General features: G+C 59.8%; 15 protein-coding genes. 8 read left to right on the plus strand and 7 right to left on the minus strand.

The window, feature by feature from the left end; translation table 11 throughout:
- Window positions 1-550: 550 nt before the first annotated feature.
- The 3 genes from TU81_RS24215 to TU81_RS24225 all read right to left on the minus strand — a co-directional run bounded on the left by TU81_RS24215 (window position 551) and on the right by TU81_RS24225 (window position 3,104).
- Complete coding sequence (locus TU81_RS24215; protein WP_048396882.1) at window positions 551-1,450, minus strand: hydroxymethylglutaryl-CoA lyase; 900 nt, start codon at window positions 1,448-1,450, stop codon at window positions 551-553.
- Between the two features lie 129 nt (window positions 1,451-1,579).
- A complete protein-coding gene (locus TU81_RS24220) occupies window positions 1,580-1,978 on the minus strand; it encodes a MerR family transcriptional regulator (RefSeq protein WP_007904077.1) in 399 nt (132 codons plus the stop codon).
- A 196-nt stretch (window positions 1,979-2,174) separates the two neighbouring features.
- A complete protein-coding gene (locus tag TU81_RS24225; protein ID WP_007904083.1) occupies window positions 2,175-3,104 on the minus strand; it encodes a LysR family transcriptional regulator in 930 nt (309 codons plus the stop codon).
- Between the two features lie 169 nt (window positions 3,105-3,273).
- Here TU81_RS24225 and TU81_RS24230 point away from each other — a divergent pair, with 169 nt between their 5' ends.
- Entirely contained in the window at window positions 3,274-4,503 is a 1,230-nt protein-coding gene (locus TU81_RS24230; RefSeq protein ID WP_048396884.1) for an acyl-CoA dehydrogenase, read from the plus strand.
- Window positions 4,504-4,697: 194 nt separating this feature from the next.
- Here TU81_RS24230 and TU81_RS24235 read toward each other — a convergent pair whose 3' ends face one another.
- Together TU81_RS24235 and xthA are read right to left on the minus strand one after the other, a co-directional pair.
- Complete coding sequence (locus TU81_RS24235; RefSeq protein ID WP_038982459.1) at window positions 4,698-6,032, minus strand: substrate-binding domain-containing protein; 1,335 nt, start codon at window positions 6,030-6,032, stop codon at window positions 4,698-4,700.
- Between the two features lie 189 nt (window positions 6,033-6,221).
- Entirely contained in the window at window positions 6,222-7,034 is an 813-nt protein-coding gene (xthA, locus tag TU81_RS24240) for an exodeoxyribonuclease III (protein WP_038982462.1), read from the minus strand.
- 526 nt (window positions 7,035-7,560) lie between these two features.
- Here xthA and TU81_RS24245 point away from each other — a divergent pair.
- The 7 genes from TU81_RS24245 (at window position 7,561) to TU81_RS24275 (ending at window position 18,848) form a co-directional block, all read left to right on the plus strand.
- Entirely contained in the window at window positions 7,561-8,211 is a 651-nt protein-coding gene (locus tag TU81_RS24245; RefSeq protein WP_038982463.1) for a GNAT family N-acetyltransferase, read from the plus strand.
- A 64-nt stretch (window positions 8,212-8,275) separates the two neighbouring features.
- Window positions 8,276-10,003, plus strand: coding sequence for an autotransporter assembly complex protein TamA (locus tag TU81_RS24250; RefSeq protein ID WP_048396887.1), 1,728 nt, complete (start codon window positions 8,276-8,278; stop codon window positions 10,001-10,003).
- Window positions 10,000-13,674, plus strand: a complete 3,675-nt coding sequence (locus TU81_RS24255) for a translocation/assembly module TamB domain-containing protein (protein ID WP_048396889.1) — start codon at window positions 10,000-10,002, stop codon at window positions 13,672-13,674. Before TU81_RS24250 ends, TU81_RS24255 begins: the two co-directional genes overlap by 4 nt.
- A 291-nt stretch (window positions 13,675-13,965) precedes the next feature.
- Window positions 13,966-14,445 carry a MarR family winged helix-turn-helix transcriptional regulator gene (locus TU81_RS24260; RefSeq protein WP_038982469.1) on the plus strand — a complete coding sequence of 160 codons (480 nt, stop codon included), beginning with the start codon at window positions 13,966-13,968 and terminating at the stop codon, window positions 14,443-14,445.
- Window positions 14,435-15,904: an efflux transporter outer membrane subunit gene (locus tag TU81_RS24265; protein WP_048396890.1), complete on the plus strand. Its 1,470-nt coding sequence runs from the start codon at window positions 14,435-14,437 to the stop codon at window positions 15,902-15,904. Before TU81_RS24260 ends, TU81_RS24265 begins: the two co-directional genes overlap by 11 nt.
- Before the next feature lie 15 nt (window positions 15,905-15,919).
- Entirely contained in the window at window positions 15,920-17,122 is a 1,203-nt protein-coding gene (locus tag TU81_RS24270) for an HlyD family secretion protein (RefSeq protein WP_048396892.1), read from the plus strand.
- 196 nt (window positions 17,123-17,318) lie between these two features.
- Complete coding sequence (locus tag TU81_RS24275) at window positions 17,319-18,848, plus strand: DHA2 family efflux MFS transporter permease subunit (protein ID WP_048396895.1); 1,530 nt, start codon at window positions 17,319-17,321, stop codon at window positions 18,846-18,848.
- Window positions 18,849-18,973: 125 nt separating this feature from the next.
- Here the strand turns inward: TU81_RS24275 and lpxH are convergent, their stop codons facing one another.
- Both lpxH and TU81_RS24285 read right to left on the minus strand, forming a co-directional pair.
- Window positions 18,974-19,726, minus strand: a complete 753-nt coding sequence (gene lpxH / locus TU81_RS24280; protein ID WP_048396897.1) for a UDP-2,3-diacylglucosamine diphosphatase — start codon at window positions 19,724-19,726, stop codon at window positions 18,974-18,976.
- The gene (locus TU81_RS24285) at window positions 19,723-20,226 is read right to left on the minus strand and encodes a peptidylprolyl isomerase (RefSeq protein WP_038982475.1); all 504 of its coding nucleotides are present in this window, start codon (window positions 20,224-20,226) and stop codon (window positions 19,723-19,725) included. Before TU81_RS24285 ends, lpxH begins: the two co-directional genes overlap by 4 nt.
- Window positions 20,227-20,304: the final 78 nt, after the last annotated feature.

Here is a 20,304-nt window from a genome sequence, read left to right on the forward strand (position 1 = left end):
CGAGAAAGCACAAAGGGGAGCCGAAGCTCCCCTTTAATTTTGTCGTACGTGCTCTTTTTTTATTATTGAGGGGCGGTCTGTTGTTGTTTTTGGCAACCGTGGCCCTTTACCGCTGTTTTTGTCGATCCCCATCCGGGATCAAGAGCAAACGTATTTTTTTGAGCGCTGATCTACTTTTTCGCTAAGCGATCCAACCAGTTCGGGAGCTACCTGAAGGTAGTTTTATTGTTCTCTGCCCGGTTGCGGGTTACTTCGAAAAGCACCCTGTAAAGCACATCTTCTCCAAAAAAATCTGTTAGCTGCGTCTCTGCCGTGTTGTTCTTGTTATGTCAGAGTCGTTACGTCTTATTTTTATTGGTTTGCAGTTTTTATTCTTGTTATGCCATAGAGATAGCAGAAGCCGTGCCAACTTTTAAAAACCCTTTAAAATCAATTGTTTGAGTTTTAAGTAGGATTTTTCATCCGATCCAAACCCGATAATTTGTTTCCGTGTTACTCGTTTCCGCCCACGTTTCAGAACACGCGGTAACACCCGGACACATCCACGCTGTCACTGTGCGCTGCGGGCCTTGGCCACGCGCGAACCGGTAGGACGCCCCAGCACTGCGCAAATCTGTTGGCCGGCCCGAATCAAGGCGTCCAGGTCGATTCCGGTCTCGATGCCCAGGCCGTTGAGCAGGTAAACCACGTCTTCGGTCGCGACATTACCGCTGGCGCCCTTGGCGTACGGGCAACCGCCAAGGCCGGCGATGGAGCTGTCGAACACCGCAATGCCTTCCAGCAGGCTGGCGTAGATGTTGGCCATGGCCTGGCCATAGGTGTCGTGAAAGTGCCCGGCCAGTTTTTCCCGTGGCACATCGGCTGACACCACTTCGAACATCTTGCGGGTCGCGCCAGCGGTGCCGGTGCCGATAGTGTCTCCCAGCGAAACCTCGTAGCAGCCCATCGCATAGAGCTCGCGAGCGACCCGGGCGACTTGTTCAGGTGCGATGTCACCTTCATAAGGGCAGCCCAGCACGCAGGACACGTAACCGCGCACGCTGACACCGTGTTGTTTGGCGGCATCCATGATCGGCACGAAGCGCTCCAGGCTCTCGCTGATCGAGCAATTGATGTTGCGCTGGGAAAACGATTCGGACGCTGCGGCGAACACGGCGACTTCCTTGACCCCGGCGGCGATGGCGTCTTCAAAGCCCCGCAGGTTGGGGGCGAGGGCGCCGTAGGTTACGCCCGGCTTGCGCTGGATCTGTGCGAAGACCTCGGCGGAACCGGCCATTTGCGGCACCCATTTGGGCGAGACGAAACTGCCGACTTCTATATAACCCAGGCCTGCGGCGGTCAGCGCGTCGACCAGTTGCACCTTGTCCGCAACGCTGATGGGCTGGGCTTCGTTTTGCAAACCGTCGCGGGGGCCGACTTCGACCAGGCGTACGTGGGTGGGTAGGGACATGGGAATCGACCTGTTGAAATTGTATGAATGTTCACAGAACCCTGTAGGAGCTGAGCTTGCTCGCGAAAGCGTCAGGTCAGTCGACATCAATGTTGAAGGACATACCGCTTTCGCGAGCAAGCTCAGCTCCTACACGAGCTGCTGGCTCTTGATCGTCTGCTCCAGCGCCTGAGTACAGCGCTCTTCAGCCGTGTCGAGCTCCAGTTTCATCTGTTCGATGTCCAGCAGTTGCTGTTCGAGTTGTTCCCGACGTTCGGCGATTTTCGCCAGCATGCTGTGCAGTTGCTTGGTGTTACCGCTGGAGGGGTCATAGAGTTCGATCAGCTCGCGGCATTCGGCCAGGGAAAAACCAATGCGCTTGCCCCGCAGGATCAGCTTCAGGCTGACCTTGTCACGGGGCGAATAAATGCGTTCCTGGCCACGACGCTCGGGGCTGAGCAGGCCTTGCTCCTCATAGAAGCGAATGGCCCGGGTGGTGATGTCGAGCTCGCGGGCGAGGTCGGAAATGCTATAGGTCTGGCTGCTCATGGAAGCGCTCGAAAAAGGTCATGGCGCTAAGCTAATGGCAGGTTGACGTTTACGTCAAGGGGCATGGATCTTCGTGGGTATCACTGACCTCTTCGCGGGCAAGCCCGCTCCCACAGGTGACCGCGTTCTCTCAGGGGAATGCGATCAAATGCGGGAGCGGGCTTGCCCGCGAAGAACGATGACGCGGTCCAAAGCCTTACACCTTATCGAGCTTCTTCTCATGTGCCGTAACCTGCTGGCACAACTCGATCATCTGCTCGCGCATCCAGCGGTTGGCCGGGTCCTGGTCAGTGCTTTCATGCCAATAAAGGTGAGTTTCCACCGGCGGGACCTCTTTAACCGGCAGGTTCACCGCGTACAAGTCATGGCGACGGGCGAAGCGTTCCGGCACGGTCATGACCATGTCGGTCTGCTGCAACACCTGGGACGCCATCAGGTAGTGCTGGGAGCGCAGGGCGATCTTGCGCTGGATGCCCATTTTGCCCAGGGCCAGGTCGACATAACCCAGACCGCTGCGGCGGCTGGAAATATGGATGTGGGTCAGGGACAGATAATCGTCGAGGGTGAATTTTTCTTTGCCCGCCAACGGATGCCCCTTGCGCATGGCGCACACGTAACGGTCCTCCATCAACTTGACGTGACGTACCTGCGGGTCAGTGTTGAGCGGCGCATCCACCGCGAAATCGAGACGACCGGCGGCCAATTCCTTGGTGGTCTCGCGACGTTTGGACAAGAAGCTTTCGATGATCACCGTCGGCGCCAGGCGTCGCAGGCGCTGGAACAGCGGCGGCAGGATCACCGCTTCAGTGAGGTCGGTCATGCTAATGCGGTAGGTCTTGACCGCCTGCAACGGGTTGAAGATGCGGCTTTCCTGCACCGACACCCGCAGCAAGGAGAGGGCGTTGCGCACAGGGCCGATGATGTTCTGCGCCATCGGCGTCGGCACCATGCCTTGGGCAGTACGCACGAAAAGCGGATCGTTGAATGTCTCGCGCAGGCGGGCCAGAGCGTTCGAGACTGCCGGTTGAGTAATGCCGACAATCTGCCCGGCGCGAGTCAGGTTGGCTTCGGTGTAGATCGCGTCGAAGACGATGAAAAGGTTGAGGTCGACCTTGCTCAGATTCATTGCGCTGCGCTCTCTGCTTCTTGTTTTAGGAAGGTGGCTCGATCAGTCGATCATATATCGGTGATGAATGTTAATACACGCCGAGAATAGGCTAGGTAAATTATCAACGCTGTTCTAGCATCGAATGCATGCCCTGAACAACCTCCCTTAAGTAAGAAGGTAGCTGCCCATGGATTTCGCTTATTCGCCCAAAGTGCAAGAACTGCGTGAGCGCGTGACCGCGTTCATGGACACCTACGTTTATCCCGCTGAAGCGGTGTTCGAACGCCAGGTCGCCGAGGGCGATCGCTGGCAGCCGACAGCGATCATGGAAGAACTCAAACTCAAGGCTAAAGCTGAAGGCCTGTGGAATTTGTTTCTGCCTGAATCCGAACTCGGCGCTGGTCTGACCAACCTCGAATATGCGCCATTGGCGGAAATCATGGGCCGCTCGCTGCTGGGCCCTGAGCCGTTCAACTGCTCCGCACCAGACACCGGCAACATGGAAGTGCTGGTGCGCTACGCCAATGAAGAACAGAAGCAGCGCTGGCTCGAACCGCTGTTGCGCGGCGAGATCCGCTCGGCGTTCGCCATGACCGAACCGGATGTGGCCTCGTCCGACGCCACCAACATGGCCGCCCGCGCTGTGCGTGATGGCAACGAATGGGTGATCAACGGCAAGAAATGGTGGACCTCAGGGGCCTGCGATCCGCGCTGCAAGATCCTGATCTTCATGGGTCTGAGCAACCCGGATGCACCGCGCCATGCGCAGCACTCGATGATTCTGGTGCCGGTGGATACCCCAGGCGTGAAGATTGTGCGTCCGCTGCCGGTGTTCGGTTATGACGACGCGCCTCACGGCCACGCCGAAGTGCTGTTCGAAAACGTCCGGGTGCCGTACGAAAACGTTCTGTTGGGTGAAGGACGCGGCTTCGAAATTGCTCAAGGTCGCCTAGGCCCAGGCCGGATTCACCACTGCATGCGTTCGATCGGCATGGCCGAGCGTGCGTTGGAGCTGATGTGCAAACGCGCGGTCAACCGCACCGCGTTCGGCAAACCCTTGGCGCGGCTGGGCGGCAACATCGACAAAATCGCCGACTCACGGATGGAGATCGACATGGCGCGCCTGCTGACGTTGAAAGCGGCGTACATGATGGACACCGTCGGCAACAAGGTGGCGAAGAGCGAAATCGCGCAGATCAAAGTCGTCGCGCCGAACGTGGCATTGCGGGTGATCGATCGGGCGATCCAGATCCATGGCGGGGCAGGGGTTTCCAACGATTTCCCGCTGGCCTACATGTATGCGATGCAACGCACCCTGCGCCTGGCCGATGGCCCGGACGAAGTGCACCGCGCGGCGATCGGCAAGTTCGAGATCGGCAAGTATGTCCCGAAAGAGATGATGCGTAGCGGGCAGTAAGACTGGTGGGCTTTTGTGGCGATGGAGCTTGCTCCCGCTGGGGCGCGAAGCGGCCCTGAAATACGGCAACCCGGTTGTTTCAGATGTACCGGGTTGTCTGGTTTCGCGCAGCGGGCACTGACAGGCACCGCGTCATCGTTCATCGCGGGCTTGCCCGCGATGGCGTCGGCCCATTCAACCCATAAACATCAGATTCAATACACCCAAACCTCAACCCGCCGATTCTTGATCCGTCCCTCATCCCCGCTGTTGGTCGCCACCGGCATCTCGGCGCCGAAACCGCGAATCTCACGAAACACCACGCCGCTTTTCACCAGCTCTCGCCGCACCGCCATGGCCCGCAGTTTCGACAGCAAGTCGGCCCGCGCCGGGTCGCTCTTGGCGTCGCCAAACCCTACCAGCGTCACCTGTCGATTGGTTTTGTCGTGCTGCTTTATATAGTCGAGCACCCGCGACAGGTCCTGTCGGGCCTTGTTGTCCAGTGTCGCGCTGCCTTCTTCGAAACGAAAATTCACCGTCAGGCGCTGGGCATGACGGCTGAGCGCCTGATAACCCTCGGGCATCAGCGCATTGGGCGTGACCGCCATGGCCTGAACCGTCTGCGCGATAAAACCATTGTCCGCGACGATCGCCTGGCCTTTGCTGCTTTGGGCAAACTTCACCAAGGCCTTGGCCCAAGGATTTTTCCCATTCGGCGGTAAGTAAAAGAACAGCCGACGGGACAGTGGGTAATCTTCCGTCGCGATCAGGCTATTGAGCGGCAGCATGGCCTGGGAGTCGCCATCGACAATGGCCACGGCTTTGGCCTGGCGCACATAAGGCAAACCGATGAAGCCAATGCCTTGCGGGTCCAGACTGACGGCGTCGGACAATTGCTCGCTGGATTCGAACCGTTTCGCGTTGCCGCTCAGCATTTTCCCACGCGGGCTGAGGACCAATTCCTTGAACGTGTCATAGGTACCCGATTGATCATCCCGCGCATAGAGATGAATCGTCCCACCGGTGCCGCCGAGTTCTTCCCAGGTTTTCGCTTCGCCGCTGAAGATTCGCGCCAGTTGTACGGTGTTGAGTTGCTTCAGCGAATTGTTCGGATGAAGGATGATTGCCAGCCCGTCGATGGCGATGACTTGCTCGGCAATCGGGCTTTTCAGGTCGCCCAGCGGTTCGAGATCCAGCCGTTCGCTGTCCTTGATCGGGCGCGACGAGGCCGCGAGATCGGCGGATGCGATTTTCAGGGCTTTGAACCCGGTGCTGGAACCGTGGGCCGCGACCTCCACTTCAACTCGGCGTCCCTGAACGGTTTCGCCGACGATGCGTTGTTCGTTGGCTTTGTCCGGGGCTTCGCGATGAACCTTGAGCAGGCCCTGTTCGCGCATCAAGCCCTCGACCAGCGCCGGGCCCAATGCCGCACCAATGGTGTTGGAGCCCTGGATGTGCAACACCGGACCACGTTCGGGCGTCGGCAAGTCGCCAGCCGACACCGGCAGCACAGCGCCGAACAGCAACAGGAACAACACGCGCAGCGTCATGCCGACACCTTATAAGCCTGGGAAAGTGCCGGGAGAATAAGTCAGTAAGGTTTCTGAACGATGACAGTTACCAATGTGGGAGCGGGCTTGCTCGCGAAGGCGGTGTGTCAGCCAACATCAATATTGGATGACACACCGCCTTCGCGAGCAAGCCCGCTCCCACATTAACCTTGTGTAGATTTTGTAGGATCAGCTCAACTCAAGCCAGATCGGCGCGTGGTCGGAAGGTTTTTCCATCCCGCGCAAGTCGTAATCCACGCCGGCATCCTTCACTCGCGGCAACAATCCATGGGACGCCATGATCAGGTCAATCCGCAGCCCGCGCTTGGGCTCATCCTCAAAACCACGGCTACGGTAGTCGAACCAGCTGAAACGGTCGGCAACGTCCGGGTTCAGGTGACGGAAACTGTCGACCAGGCCCCAGTTCTTCAGGCGGGCCATCCATTCCCGTTCTTCGGGCAGGAAGCTGCATTTGCCGGTTTTCAGCCAGCGTTTCATGTTGTCCGGGCCGATGCCGATGTCGCAGTCTTCCGGGGAAATATTCACATCGCCCATCACCACAATCGGCTGGTCGTTGCTGAACTGGCTTTCCAGCAACTGCTGTAAATCGCTGTAGAAACGTTCCTTGGCCGGGAATTTGGTGGGGTGATCGCGGCTTTCACCCTGTGGGAAATAGCCGTTCATGATGGTTACCGGCACGCCATTGGCGTCGGAGAAAGTGCCCCAGATGAAGCGTCGCTGAGCGTCTTCTTCGTCAGTGGTGAAACCTTTGTACAAGGCAATCGGTTCCTGGCGCGAGAGCAGGGCCACGCCGTAGTGGCCTTTTTGCCCGTGGAAATGTACGTGATAACCCAGTGCCTGAACCTCGGCCAGGGGAAACTGGTCGTCGTGGACCTTGGTTTCCTGCAATCCGATCACGTCTGGTTGATGTTTCTCAATCAGCGCCGCCAGCTGATGCGGGCGAGCGCGCAGCCCGTTGATGTTGAAGGAGACGATCTTCATGGTCGGCAGTCCTGGCAAAAGTGCGATGCTAGCTGACATGTAGGAATGGGGCCAGCCTTGGGGTGAGGGGATTCGTTTTGTTCTGTCAGAGATGTATTGGCAGATCGGGACTCTTCGCGGGCAAGCCTCGCTCCCACAGGATTCGTGTCGTGCACAAAATCTGTGAACGCCACGGAAACTGTGGAAGAGATGTGCTGGCAGATCGGGACTCTTCGCGGGCAAGCCTCGCTCCCACAGGATTCGTGTCGTGCACAAAATCTGTGAACGCCACTGAAACTGTGGAAGAGATGTGCTGGCAGATCGGGCCTCTTCGCGGGCAAGCCTCGCTCCCACAGGATTCGTGTCGTACACAAAATCTGTGAACGCCACGGACACTGTGGGAGCGTGGCTTGCCCGCGAAGGCGTCAGCCCAGTCGATGAAGATCCCGGCTTGGTCTATACCTGTGTGGGGAACTGTGAAGCCACCCAAAGGCTCGTACCAATAAGAGCGCGGCCTTCTGAGCCGCGCCCAGGGGAGATCTACCGTATGCCCGAAAACTCGACCGTCATCGCCGATATCCACATGCTCGACAGCGGCTATTCCCGCGAAGCACGTTCCCTGTTGTATCAGGCGTACCGGCACGAGCCGACGTTCGGCTACCTGTTCGAAGCTGAACGCCCCGGTTATGAACAACGAGTGAGGGCGACGGTGCGCGAACTGGTCAAACAACACTTTCTTCAGGATTTGCCGGCCATCGGCCTGTTGGTGAATGACCGCTTGATCGGCATCGCCCTGATCGCGCCGCCGCAACGCCGCCTGGGCATCACCGAAAGCTGGGCCTGGCGCCTGCGGATGGTGCTCAGCACCGGGTTTCGCTGTACCCGACGCTACCTCGATTACCACGCTGCCGTGATGGCGTGTGTGCCGTCTGACTCGGTGCATGTTTTGCCATTACTGGGGGTTCATCCGCAATTCCAGGGCAAGCACTTCGGCGAACAATTGCTGCAAGCGGTCCATAACTGGTGCGCGGTCGATGAGCACTCACAGGGCGTGATCCTCGACACCGGGAATCCTCGTTATCTGGAGTTCTATAAACGTCAGGGCTATGAGGAAATCGGCGAAGTGGCGGTAGGGCCGATTCTTGAACACGTGTTTTTCCACGCGAATCCGCAGGTGTTACAAACGGCAACGGCATAGCAGTAGAACTTTCGCAGCAGGTCAGGCTCTATCAGGCCCCCAGGCTCGTGATAGCATCCGCGCTATGAAGTTTTCCGGAAGATTTACCAGTGGCGTGCTGATGCTGATCTCCAGCTGCGCGGCGCTGGCGCAAAGTGAATTGGATGTGCGGATCAAACCGTCCAACGATGAACTGAAGGCCAATATAGAAGGCTATATCGGTAGCCTCGGCGATCGCGATGAAGAAGCCTTGCTGCGCTTCAGTCGTGGCGCCGAAGAACAGGCGCGCAAGGCCGCACAGGCCTTGGGCTATTACCAGCCGCAAATCGAAAGTGACGTAAAGGGCGGCAAGACGCCGCGCCTGGTGCTGAACATCGACCCCGGTGAGCCGATCCATTTGCGCAACGTCACGGTGCGCATCGACGGCCCGGCAGCCTCGTTCAAATCCTTTCGTGTACCGAAAAGCGACCTGCTGAAACCCGGCGCGGTTCTGAACCATGGCCGTTACGAAGACGCCAAGCGGCTGATCCAGAACCAGGCCTCGCGCTACGGCTTCTTCAGTGGGCGTTTCACCCGTCAGAAACTGTTGGTGGATCCGCGTGCCGGCGTCGCCGACATCGAGTTGATCTACGACAGCGGCCCGCGCTATGCGCTGGGCAAGGTCAGTTTTGAAGGCGACACGCCGTTCGACGAAGACTTGCTGCAACGCATGGTGCCGTTCAAGGCCGGTACGCCCTATGACTCCGAACTGATCGCCGAACTCAATCAGGCGCTGCAATCGAGCGGCTATTTCGAGGGCGTGCGCGTGGACGCAGCGCCGACCGCGTCCAAGGACGACGTGATCCCGGTGGCGGTCAAACTGGAAACCCGCAAACCACGGACCATGGGTCTCGGGCTGGGCTTTTCCACCGACGTCGGTCCACGGGTCAAAGCCAACTGGACCCGCCATTGGGTTAATCCTCAGGGGCACAGCTATGGCTGGGAGGCCGAGATTTCGGCGCCACGGCAGAACGTCGGGCTGTTTTACGACGTTCCGCTGGACCCGCCATTGACCGACAAACTGCGCTTTGCCGGTGGTTATCAATATGAAGAAATCGCTGGCACCGATACCCTCAGCAAGCTGCTGACCCTCGGCCCCGAGTGGCACAGCAAACTGCCCAGCGGCTGGCAGCGGGTGGTGTCGCTCAAGTGGCAACGCGAGGAATACCAGCTCGGTGACGATTCGGGGCTCAGCACCTTGCTGATGCCCGGCGTGAGTTATTCGTACCTGAAAAGCGACAACCGCATCGATCCGCACAACGGTTATCGCCTGCAATTCGAAACCAAAGTCGCCAAGGAAGGATTGGGTTCGGACACCAACTTGCTCTACGGCACGGCGCTGGTCAAAGGCCTGACCACGGTCTTCGACAAACACCGCTTGCTCGGTCGGGTGCAGGTCGGCGGTAGCGCCACTAATGGCTACAAATCGGTGCCGCCGTCTCTGCGCTTCTTTGCCGGTGGCGATCAGAGCGTGCGCGGTTACGATTACCAGAGCCTGTCCCCGGAAAACTCCGATGGCGACCGTATCGGTGGCCGCTACATGGTGGCCGGCAGCGTCGAGTATCAATACTCCGTCGCCGAAAAATGGCGGGTCGCAACCTTCATCGACCAGGGCAACTCCTTCAACACACTCGAACTGCCGAACCTGAAGACCGGTGTCGGTATCGGCGTACGCTGGGTTTCGCCGGTGGGGCCGATTCGCCTCGACCTGGCCCACGCGATGGACGACGACGGCGGCATTCGATTGCACTTTTCCATGGGGCCTGAGCTGTGAAGCGTGGTTTGAAAATAACGCTGCTGGCGATCCCGGCGCTGCTGATGCTGATCGTGCTGACACTGGTCACCGTGCTGGGCACTCCGACGGGCAGTCGCTGGGCGCTCGGCTTTGTGCCGGGTTTGACCGTGGAGAATTTCCAGGGCCGTTTGGGTGGGCAGTGGAGCGCCGATCATCTGGTGTGGCAGCAGGACAGCAGCCGGGTTGAGCTGAACAAAGCAATTTTTGCCTGGTCGCCGCTGTGCCTGATGCGCATGACGTTGTGCATCGAGCAATTGCAGGCCGAGCAGGTCAGCCTGCAATTCCCGCCGGGCGTGGAAGAGCAAAGCAGCGGCCCGATCAATCTGCCGGACTTGAAATTGCCGCTGGCCATCGAATTGGGCGACGTCAAAATTGGCCGTCTGCTGTTCAACGGCAGTGAAGAGCTCAAGGGGCTGCAACTGGCAGCACACTGGACCGAGAAGGGTTTGCAGATCGACTCGGTGCATTTGCAGCGTGATGAGCTGAGCCTGAACCTGTCGGGCCTGTTGCAGCCGAGCGGCAACTGGCCGCTGACCGCTGAGGGCAAACTGACCTTGCCTTCGCCGGGTACCGAACCATGGTCGCTGGCCCTGAAAGTCGACGGCGACCTGCTGAAAACCCTGAACCTGAAAGCCGACAGCAGCGGCTACCTGAACGGCCAACTCACCGGGGAGCTGCAACCGCTGGTGGAAAACCTGCCGGCCAAAGTGCGCATCACCGCCGACGGCTTCAAGGCTAGCGCTGATCTACCGGATACCCTGCAACTCAATCAACTGGAACTCACCGGCGACGGCGACCTGAAAAACGGTTACCAGTTGCTCGGCAAAGCCACGTTACCCGCAGAACAAGGCCCGGTCGCGTTATCGCTGCAAGGCAAGGTCGACGCCAAGGGCGCGCAGATCGCCGGCCTTGATCTGACGGCGAACGACAAACAAAGCCTCAAGCTCACAGGGCTGGTGGATTGGAGCAAAGGCCTGAGTGCTGAAGCGAAAATCGATTGGCTGGATTTCCCGTGGCACCGTCTCTATCCGCTGATCGACGAGCCGCAAGTGGCGCTGCGCAGCTTCAACGGTGAAGTCTCCTACACCGACGGCAACTACATCGGTAACTTCAAAGCCGCACTGGATGGCCCGGCCGGGGCATTCAGCCTGAACAGCCCGTTCAGCGGCGATCTGACCAAAATCCATCTGCCACAATTCAAACTCGAAGCCGGGCAGGGCAAGGCTGAAGGGCACTTGAACCTGCAGTTTGCCGACGGTATCGCTTGGGATACGGCGCTGGACCTCTCGGCGATCAACCCGGCGTACTGGCTCGCGGAGTTGCCAGGCACGTTGGCCGGTCCCTTGCGCAGCAAAGGCGAGATGAAAAATGAAAGGCTCAGCCTGACCGCCGACCTGGACCTGAAAGGCAAGCTGCGCGGGCAACCGGCCGTGTTGCAAGCCAAGGCCGATGGCGGCGGCGAGCAATGGAACCTCAGCGCATTGCAGATTCGACTCGGTGACAACAGCATCAATGGCCAGGGCAGCCTGCAACAGAAACTCGCCGGCCGGATCGACATCAAGATGCCGCGTCTGGCCCAGTTCTGGCCGCAACTGCGCGGTCAGCTCAATGGCCGGGTCGATGTCGCCGGCACGCTCAAAGCGCCTCAAGGCAAGCTCGGCCTGCAAGGCACGCAACTGGCCTTCGAAGACAATCGCCTGCAAAGCCTCAATCTGGACGCCACCCTCGACAACGCCCAGCGGGCGAAGATCGACCTCAAGGGCAGCGGCATTCGGACCGGCGACACGTCACTGGGCACGTTGACCGCCAGCGGTCAGGGCGACATCAAAAACCAGAAACTCGCCCTCGACCTGCAAGGACCGAAGCTGAAACTGGCGCTCGGTCTCGACGGCACGCTGGATAAGGGCAATTGGCGCGGGCGTCTGGCCAGTGGCGATATCCAGGCTGGCGGGCAGGACTGGAAGCTGCAAAATCCGGCGAAGCTTGAGCGACTGGCGGACGGCAAAATCAACTTCGGCGCCCATTGCTGGATGTCCGGCCCGGCCAGCCTGTGCGGCGAAGACCAGCGCTTGATGCCCGAGCCGAAGCTGCGTTATCACCTCAAGCAGTTCCCCATCGACAGCCTCGCGCAATGGTTGCCGAAGGATTTTGCCTGGAAGGGCAAGCTCAATGCCGACCTGCAACTGGACCTGCCGGCCAGCGGCCCGAACGGCCAGGTCAGCATTGACGCCAGTGGCGGCACCTTGCGTATGCGTGAGAAGGAGCAATGGCTGGATTTCCCGTACCAGACCCTGAAACTCACCAGCAAACTCACGCCAAAACGCATCGACACCGACCTCAATTTTGTCGGCGGCAAACTCGGTGAACTGATGGTTCAGGCGCAGATCAACCCGCTGCCGAAGAACAAACCGCTGACCGGTTCATTCCGCCTCAGTGGTCTGGACTTGTCGGTGGCGCGGCCGTTTGTGCCGATGGTCGAGAAACTCACCGGGCATTTGAGCGGCAGCGGCACATTGTCTGGCGGACTGCTGGCGCCGCTGGTCAATGGCAACCTTGAGCTGCGCGACGGTGAAATCTCCGGGCCTGAACTGCCGATGGCGCTCGAAGCCTTGCAACTTCAAGCCGTGATTGCCGGCGAAACCGTGCAACTGAACGGCGGCTGGAAAAGCGGCAAGACCGGGCAGGGCAGCCTCAATGGCAACATCGCCTGGGGCCAGGCGCTGGTGGTGGATCTGGCGCTCAAGGGCTCGCAATTGCCGGTCACCGTCGAACCCTACGCCGAGTTGGAAGTCGCGCCGGACCTGAAGATCTCCATGAAGGACGACAAACTGGCAATCGTCGGCAAGGTGCTGGTGCCCAAGGGCGAGATCACCGTGCGAGAACTGCCGCCATCGACGGTCAAGGTCTCCGATGACACGGTGATCGTCGGTCAGCAAACCGAAGAAGGCAAACCTCCGATGGCCATGGCGATGGATATCGATGTAGTGGTCGGGCAGGACAAACTCAGCTTTGCCGGATTCGGCCTGACCGCCAACCTGCAAGGCCAGGTGCACATCGGCGACAACATGGACACCCGTGGCGAGTTGTGGCTCAACGACGGGCGTTATCGCGCCTACGGTCAGCGGTTGACGGTGCGCCGGGCGCGTCTGTTGTTTGCCGGCCCCATCGATCAGCCGTACCTCGACATCGAAGCGATTCGCCAGACCGACGATGTGATCGCCGGCATCCGCCTGAGTGGCAGCGCCGAGCAGCCGACCACGCAGATCTTTTCCGAACCAGCGATGAGTCAGGAGCAGGCATTGTCCTATCTGGTGCTGGGGCGTCCGCTGAGCACCACCGGTGAAGACAACAACATGCTCGCCCAGGCCGCCCTCGGGTTGGGTTTGATGGGCAGTTCGGGGGTGACCAGCGGGTTGGCCAAGGATTTGGGCATTCAGGACTTCCAGCTCGATACCCAAGGCAGCGGCGCCAATACCGCCGTGGTAGCCAGCGGCAATATCTCCGAGAAGCTCAGCCTGCGTTATGGGGTCGGCGTGTTCGAGCCGGCCAACACCATCGCCTTGCGCTACAAACTGAGCAAAAAGGTCTACCTCGAAGCCGCCAGCGGCGTGGCCAGTTCGCTGGACATCTTCTACAAGCGGGATTTCTAACCCCCTCCAATCTGGCGCGGTCCCTGTGGCGAGGGGGCTTGCCCCCGTTGGGGCGCGTAGCGGCCCCCAAAACCTGCAACTTCATTCCTTCTGAAACTCTGCAAATCAAAAAGCGACGACTGCTTCGCAGCCGAACGGGGGCAAGCCCCCTCGCCACAGGGATTTGTGTGGCCGCTCGGGCGCCATTTATCAATCAAATACAAAGCAACCTAACTATTACGTTGACATTCGCTGCCTAGGCAGTAACATCTCGACATACATTCTCTGCCTAGGCAGCTAATTGGTGGTCAGATGAAACATTTCTCCTCATACGATTTCCATAATTGCCATCTCGGCCTTTTGCTCGGGCGCGCTGCGCTGCTCAAGGACCGGATCATCGATACGCACATGGAACCCCATGGCATCACCGCCGCGCAATTCAAAGTGCTGATCATCATGGCCCAGTTCGGCGTCGATACGCCGGCCGAGCTGTGCCGTCACCTGTCGCTGGACAGCGGTTCGATGACCCGCATGCTCGATCGTCTGGAACAGAAAGGTTTCCTCGCCCGCCAACGCTCCGAGGCAGACCGGCGTCAAGTTCAGCTGGTGCTGACCGAGCAGGGCCAGCAGCTGACCGATCAGTTGCCGCAGATCGGCGCCGATGCCATGAATGAGCTGGCCGGCGCCATTACCCCGGAAGAATTGAAAACCCTGGAACAGATCCTGAAGAAAATTCTGGTAGCCGCGGGTGACTCGATCACCCTGCTGCGGGTAGGTGGCAATGAACAGTAAAAGCCTGCGTAGCGGATTGAGCCTGGTGCTGTTGGCCATGAGCCTCGCCGGCTGCGCCAGTTACAGCGGCCTGACCACCGAAGGCGTCAGCCTCGATGCGAAAAATCTCAAGGCCGGACAATCCCTCAACGGCGTGACCCTGTCGCCCGCGGCATGGCCGAAAAGCGACTGGTGGAAAAGCCTTGGCGATCCGCAGCTCGACGGTCTGGTCCGCGAAGCCCTGCACGACAGCCCCGACATGCAAATCGCCGACGCCCGCGCCCATCAGGCCAGCGCCGCTGCCTATGCCGCCGACGCCGCGCGGATGCCGACTCTGGATGCCAGCGCCGGCGTCAGCCGTTCGCGTCTGGCTCGCGATCAGGACCCGAGCGGGCAGGGTGGCACCTATTCCACCGTGCGCAACGTTGACGCGAGTTTCAATTACAACTTCGACCTTTGGGGCGGTCAGCGCGATGCCTGGGAAGCCGCATTGGGCCAGGCCCGTGCCGCCGAAGTCGATCAGCAAGCCGCGCAGCTGACCTTGTCCGCCGATGTCGCCCGCGCCTACAGCGATCTGGGGCAGGCGCACATCATCCATGACCTGGCCAGCGAAGACCTCAAGCGCACCCAACAAATGCTCGACCTCAGCCAGCGTCGCCTGAGCTCGGGGATCGACAGTCAGTACCAGTTCCAGCAGACCGAAAGCCTGGAAGCCAGCGCCGAAGCCAGCCTGATCGACGCCGAAAAACGCCTGCAAAGCGCGAAAATCGCCTTGGCCGTGCTGCTGGGCAAAGGTCCGGATCGCGGCAACGAAATCGCACGACCGAAGGTTCTTCAGGCCAGTGCCGTGGCGTTGCCGTCGGTGCTGCCGGCGGAATTGCTTGGTCGTCGCCCGGACCTGGTGGCGGCGCGCTGGCGGGTTGAAGCCGCGAGCAAAAACATCGCGGCGGGCAAGACCCGGTTCTACCCCAACCTCAACCTGAGCGCGGCGGCGGGTGTCGAGTCGTTGCTGGGCGATGCGATGTTCGGTTCGGCGAGTCGCTTCTTCAACGTCGCGCCGACGATCTCGGTGCCAATTTTCGACGGTGGCCGTTTGCGGGCCGACCTCGATTCCCGCGACGCCGATTACGACCTCGCGGTGGCGCAGTACAACAAAAGCCTAGTGAAAGCCCTGGGCGATGTCAGCGACACCATCAACCAGTTGCGCGATATCGGCCGGCAAATCGGCGCCCAGCAACATGCGACCGACATTGCTCAGGACTCTTACAACACCGTGGTCCAGCGTTACGGTTCCGGCATCGGTAACTATCTGGACGTGCTCAGCATCGAGCAGCAATTGCTCCAGGCCCAGCGTCAGCTGGCCAACCTGAATGCCGAGCAGATCGACCTGTCGATTCAACTGATGCAAGCGCTGGGCGGCGGCTTCCAGGGCGAAACCCTGACCGCAGCCAACGCAACCCCAGCCACGCAGCACAACTAATTCAAGGTACTCGTCATGGCCACTGTCGATGCAACTCAAGCTCCTGACAACTCTCAAGACGCCAGCAACTCGCGCAAACGCAAAGTCATGCTGTTTGTGCTGACAATCATGGTGATCCTCGCCGGGCTCGGCGTCTGGGGTTATCACGAATTCTTCGGTCGCTGGAATGAAAGCACCGACGACGCCTATGTGAACGGCAACGTGGTGGAAATCACCCCGTTGGTTACCGGCACCGTGGTCAGCATCGGTGCCGACGATGGCGATCTGGTCCACGAAGGCCAGGTGCTGGTCAACTTCGACCCGAACGACGCCGAAGTCGGTCTGCAAAGTGCCCAGGCCAATCTGGCTCGCACCGTGCGCCAAGTGCGCGGCTTGTACAGCAATGTCGACGGCATGAAAGCCCAGGTCAACGCGCAGCAGGCCGAAGTGCAAAAGGCTCAGGACAACTTCAATCGCCGGAAAAACCTCGCCGCTGGCGGGGCGATTTCCCAGGAAGAACTGTCCCACGCTCGCGACGACCTGACCTCGGCGCAAAACGCCTTGGCCAACGCCAAACAACAGCTCATGACCACCAGCGCGCTGGTGGATGACACCGTGGTGTCGTCGCACCCGGACGTGATGTCCGCCGCCGCGCAATTGCGTCAGGCGTACCTCACCCATGCCCGCAGCACTTTGATCGCGCCGGTCACCGGTTACGTTGCCAAACGCAGTGTGCAACTGGGCCAGCGGGTCCAACCGGGCACCGCGTTGATGGCGGTGATTCCACTGGATCAGCTGTGGATCGACGCCAATTTCAAGGAAACCCAACTGCGTGACATGCGCATCGGTCAGCCGGTGGACATCGAGGCCGACCTCTACGGCAGCGACGTCAAATACAGCGGCACCATCGACAGCCTCGGCGCCGGGACCGGCAGTGCGTTTGCCTTGCTGCCGGCGCAGAACGCTACCGGTAACTGGATCAAGATCGTCCAGCGGGTGCCGGTACGCATTCACATCAATGCCGAAGAGCTGGCCAAGCACCCATTGCGGGTCGGCCTGTCGACTCAGGTCGATGTGAACCTGCGTGACCAGAGCGGCCCGGTGCTGGCGCAACAGCCGCCGCAAAAGGCGTCGTTCAGCACCAGCGTCTACGACCGTCAGTTGGCTGAGGCCGACGCGATGATCACCCAGTTGATCCACGACAACAGCGCCGCGGTCATTAAAACCGCGCACCGCTGATTGGTCATCACACCGACCCTGTGGGAGCGAGCTTTTGTGGCGAGGGGGCTTGCCCCCGTTGGGTCGCGAAGCGGCCCTAGAAGATGGGACTGCTGCGCAGTCCAACGGGGGCAAGCCCCCTCGCCACAGGTCGCTCCCACAAGGTCAGCTGCGTCTGTAACAGACGCAGCGCCAATCAGGTTTCAAAGGATTCGCGATGAGCAATAACGCGTCTTTCACGCCTCCCAGCCTGCTGCTCAGCACCATCGGCCTGTCGCTGGCGACCTTCATGCAGGTGCTCGACACCACCATCGCCAACGTGGCCTTGCCGACGATTTCCGGCAACCTGGGTGTGAGTTCGGAGCAGGGCACCTGGGTCATCACCTCGTTTGCCGTGAGCAATGCCATCGCGCTGCCGCTGACCGGTTGGCTCAGCCGGCGTTTCGGTGAGGTGAAGCTGTTTCTCTGGGCAACGATGCTGTTCGTGCTGGCCTCGTTTCTGTGCGGTATCTCGACTTCGATGCCGGAGCTGATCGGCTTTCGGGTGCTTCAAGGTCTGGTAGCCGGGCCGTTGTATCCGATGACCCAGACGCTGTTGATCGCGGTCTATCCGCCCGCCAGGCGAGGCATGGCCCTGGCGTTGCTGGCGATGGTCACGGTGGTGGCGCCGATTGCAGGGCCGATCCTCGGCGGCTGGATTACTGACAGTTACAGCTGGCCGTGGATTTTCTTTATCAACGTACCAATCGGGATTTTTGCGGTGATGGTAGTGCGCCAGCAACTGAAGGCGCGGCCGGTGGTGACCAGTTACCAGCCGATGGATTACGTGGGACTGATCACTTTGATTATTGGCGTCGGCGCGTTGCAGGTGATCCTCGACAAGGGCAATGACCTGGATTGGTTCGAATCGAATTTCATCATCATTGGCGCGGCTATTTCAGTGATTGCGCTGGCGGTGTTCGTGATCTGGGAAATGACCGACAAGCATCCGGTGGTCAACCTGCGGCTGTTCGCCCACCGCAACTTCCGCATCGGCACCATCGTGCTGGTGGGCGGTTACGCCGGGTTCTTCGGGATCAACCTGATTCTGCCGCAATGGCTGCAAACCCAAATGGGCTACACCGCCACCTGGGCCGGGCTGGCGGTGGCACCGATCGGTATTTTGCCGGTGCTGCTGTCGCCGTTTGTCGGCAAGTACGCGCACAAGTTCGACCTGCGACTGTTGGCCGGTGGCGCGTTCCTCTGCATCGGTTTGAGTTGCTTCATGCGCGCCGGGTTTACCAACGAAGTGGACTTCCAGCACATCGCGCTGGTGCAGCTGTTCATGGGCATTGGCGTGGCGCTGTTCTTCATGCCGACCTTGAGCATTTTGATGTCGGATTTGCCGCCGAGCCAGATTGCCGACGGCGCGGGCCTTGCGACGTTCCTGCGGACCCTGGGCGGTAGTTTTGCGGCGTCGTTGACCACCTGGATCTGGATTCGCCGCGCCGATCAGCACCATGCGTATTTGAGTGAAAGCATCACCACCTATGAACCGGCGACCCGGGAGGCGTTGAACTCACTGGGCGGGGCGGGTAACCCGGCTTACGCGCAGCTGGATCATGTGCTGACCAGCCAGGCATACATGCTCTCCACCGTGGATTACTTCACGTTGCTGGGGTGGGCGTTCATGGGGTTGATTCTGCTGGTGTGGCTGGCGAAACCGCCGTTTGCGGCGAAGGCGGGACCGGCCTCGGTAGGCCATTGAGACAAAACGCGGTCAATGTGGGAGCGGGCTTGCTCGCGAAAGCGGTGTGACAGTCAACAGAGATGCTGAATGTGAACCCGCCTTCGCGAGCAAGCCCGCTCCCACAAGGGTTTTGTGTTTGGCCGTTAGTTTGCGGGTGCTGCCAGTTGCGGCGGCGGGGTGAAGTCGAAAGGCGCCAACGCAAACCCATTCTCATCCACCTGCAACGCCCAACCCTGACGATCCCAATCCCCCAACACAATGCGTTTGGCCGACTGCTCGCCAATCTGCAATTTGTGGATGGCGGGGCGATGGGTGTGCCCGTGGATCAAGGTTTTCACGCCATAGTGCTGCATGATCCGCGGCACTTCTTCCGGCGTGACATCAACAATGTCATTGGCCTTCATCCGCGTCTGCGCACGACTTTCGCTGCGCAGCTTGCGCCCCAGTTTGTGGCGAGTGCTCAAGGGCAGGTGCCGCAGGATGAACAGGGTAATCGGGTTGCGCAGGTAGCGCCGCAGCTTCATATACGCTTCGTCGCGGGTGCAGAGGCTGTCGCCATGCATCAACAGCACCGGCTCGCCGTAAAACTGCACGACACTCGGGTCTTTCAACAACGTGCAGCCGGCCTGTTTGCAGAAGGCCTGGCCGAGCATGAAGTCGCGATTGCCGTGCATCAGAAAAATGGCCGTGCCGCTGTCACTAAGTTCGCGCAGGGCCTGGCAGATGGAACGCTGGAACGGCGTCATGGCATCGTCGCCAATCCACGCCTCGAAAAAGTCGCCCAGAATGTACAACGCACTCGCTGAGCGGGCACGTCCAGCGAGCAAATCCAGAAACGCCCGGGTTATGTCCGGGCGCTCCTCTTCCAGATGCAAGTCTGAAATCAGCAGTATCACTCAATGATCTCGGCTTTCTCGATGATCACGTCTTCTGCTGGTACGTCCTGGTGGCCGGCTTTGGAAGTCGTGGCCACGCCTTTGATCTTGTCGACCACGTCGGTGCCTTCGACTACTTTGGCGAATACGGCGTAGCCCCAACCCTGAGCGGTTTTGCCGCTGTGGTTCAGGAAGCTGTTGTCAGCCACGTTGATGAAGAACTGGGCGGAAGCCGAATGCGGCTCCATGGTGCGGGCCATGGCTACGCTGTACTTCACGTTCGGCAGGCCGTTGTCGGCTTCGTTCTGGATGCTTGGGCGCTTGTCTTTCTTTTCTTTCATGCCTGGCTCGAAACCGCCGCCCTGGATCATGAAGTTGCCGATGACGCGGTGGAAAACAGTGTTTTCGTAGTGACCGGCTTTGACGTACTCGACGAAGTTGGCCACGGTGATCGGGGCTTTCTCAGCGTTCAGCTCCAGGACGATGTCGCCATGGTTGGTGGTCAGTTTGACTTGGGTCATGATCGGTACTCTTTATAAGGAGAAGCGTTTTCAAGAAATTCGTGGGTTTCGGGGCGTTCAGGCCCTCAACCAGTCCGG

This window comes from Pseudomonas lini, from assembly GCF_001042905.1.
Classification (GTDB): Bacteria; Pseudomonadota; Gammaproteobacteria; order Pseudomonadales; family Pseudomonadaceae; genus Aquipseudomonas; species Aquipseudomonas lini.

Excerpts from the sequence above, each read along its gene's own strand:
- TU81_RS24220 (WP_007904077.1), bottom strand. The coding sequence starts at position 1,978 with ATGAGCAGCCAGACCTATAGCATTTCCGACCTCGCCCGCGAGCTCGAC.
- TU81_RS24265 (WP_048396890.1), top strand. The coding sequence starts at position 14,435 with ATGAACAGTAAAAGCCTGCGTAGCGGATTGAGCCTGGTGCTGTTGGCC.
- TU81_RS24260 (WP_038982469.1), top strand. The coding sequence starts at position 13,966 with ATGAAACATTTCTCCTCATACGATTTCCATAATTGCCATCTCGGCCTT.
- TU81_RS24250 (WP_048396887.1), top strand. The coding sequence starts at position 8,276 with ATGAAGTTTTCCGGAAGATTTACCAGTGGCGTGCTGATGCTGATCTCC.
- xthA (WP_038982462.1), bottom strand. The coding sequence starts at position 7,034 with ATGAAGATCGTCTCCTTCAACATCAACGGGCTGCGCGCTCGCCCGCAT.
- TU81_RS24215 (WP_048396882.1), bottom strand. The coding sequence starts at position 1,450 with ATGTCCCTACCCACCCACGTACGCCTGGTCGAAGTCGGCCCCCGCGAC.
- TU81_RS24275 (WP_048396895.1), top strand. The coding sequence starts at position 17,319 with ATGAGCAATAACGCGTCTTTCACGCCTCCCAGCCTGCTGCTCAGCACC.
- TU81_RS24270 (WP_048396892.1), top strand. The coding sequence starts at position 15,920 with ATGGCCACTGTCGATGCAACTCAAGCTCCTGACAACTCTCAAGACGCC.
- TU81_RS24230 (WP_048396884.1), top strand. The coding sequence starts at position 3,274 with ATGGATTTCGCTTATTCGCCCAAAGTGCAAGAACTGCGTGAGCGCGTG.
- TU81_RS24235 (WP_038982459.1), bottom strand. The coding sequence starts at position 6,032 with ATGACGCTGCGCGTGTTGTTCCTGTTGCTGTTCGGCGCTGTGCTGCCG.
- TU81_RS24245 (WP_038982463.1), top strand. The coding sequence starts at position 7,561 with ATGCCCGAAAACTCGACCGTCATCGCCGATATCCACATGCTCGACAGC.
- TU81_RS24225 (WP_007904083.1), bottom strand. The coding sequence starts at position 3,104 with ATGAATCTGAGCAAGGTCGACCTCAACCTTTTCATCGTCTTCGACGCG.
- TU81_RS24285 (WP_038982475.1), bottom strand. The coding sequence starts at position 20,226 with ATGACCCAAGTCAAACTGACCACCAACCATGGCGACATCGTCCTGGAG.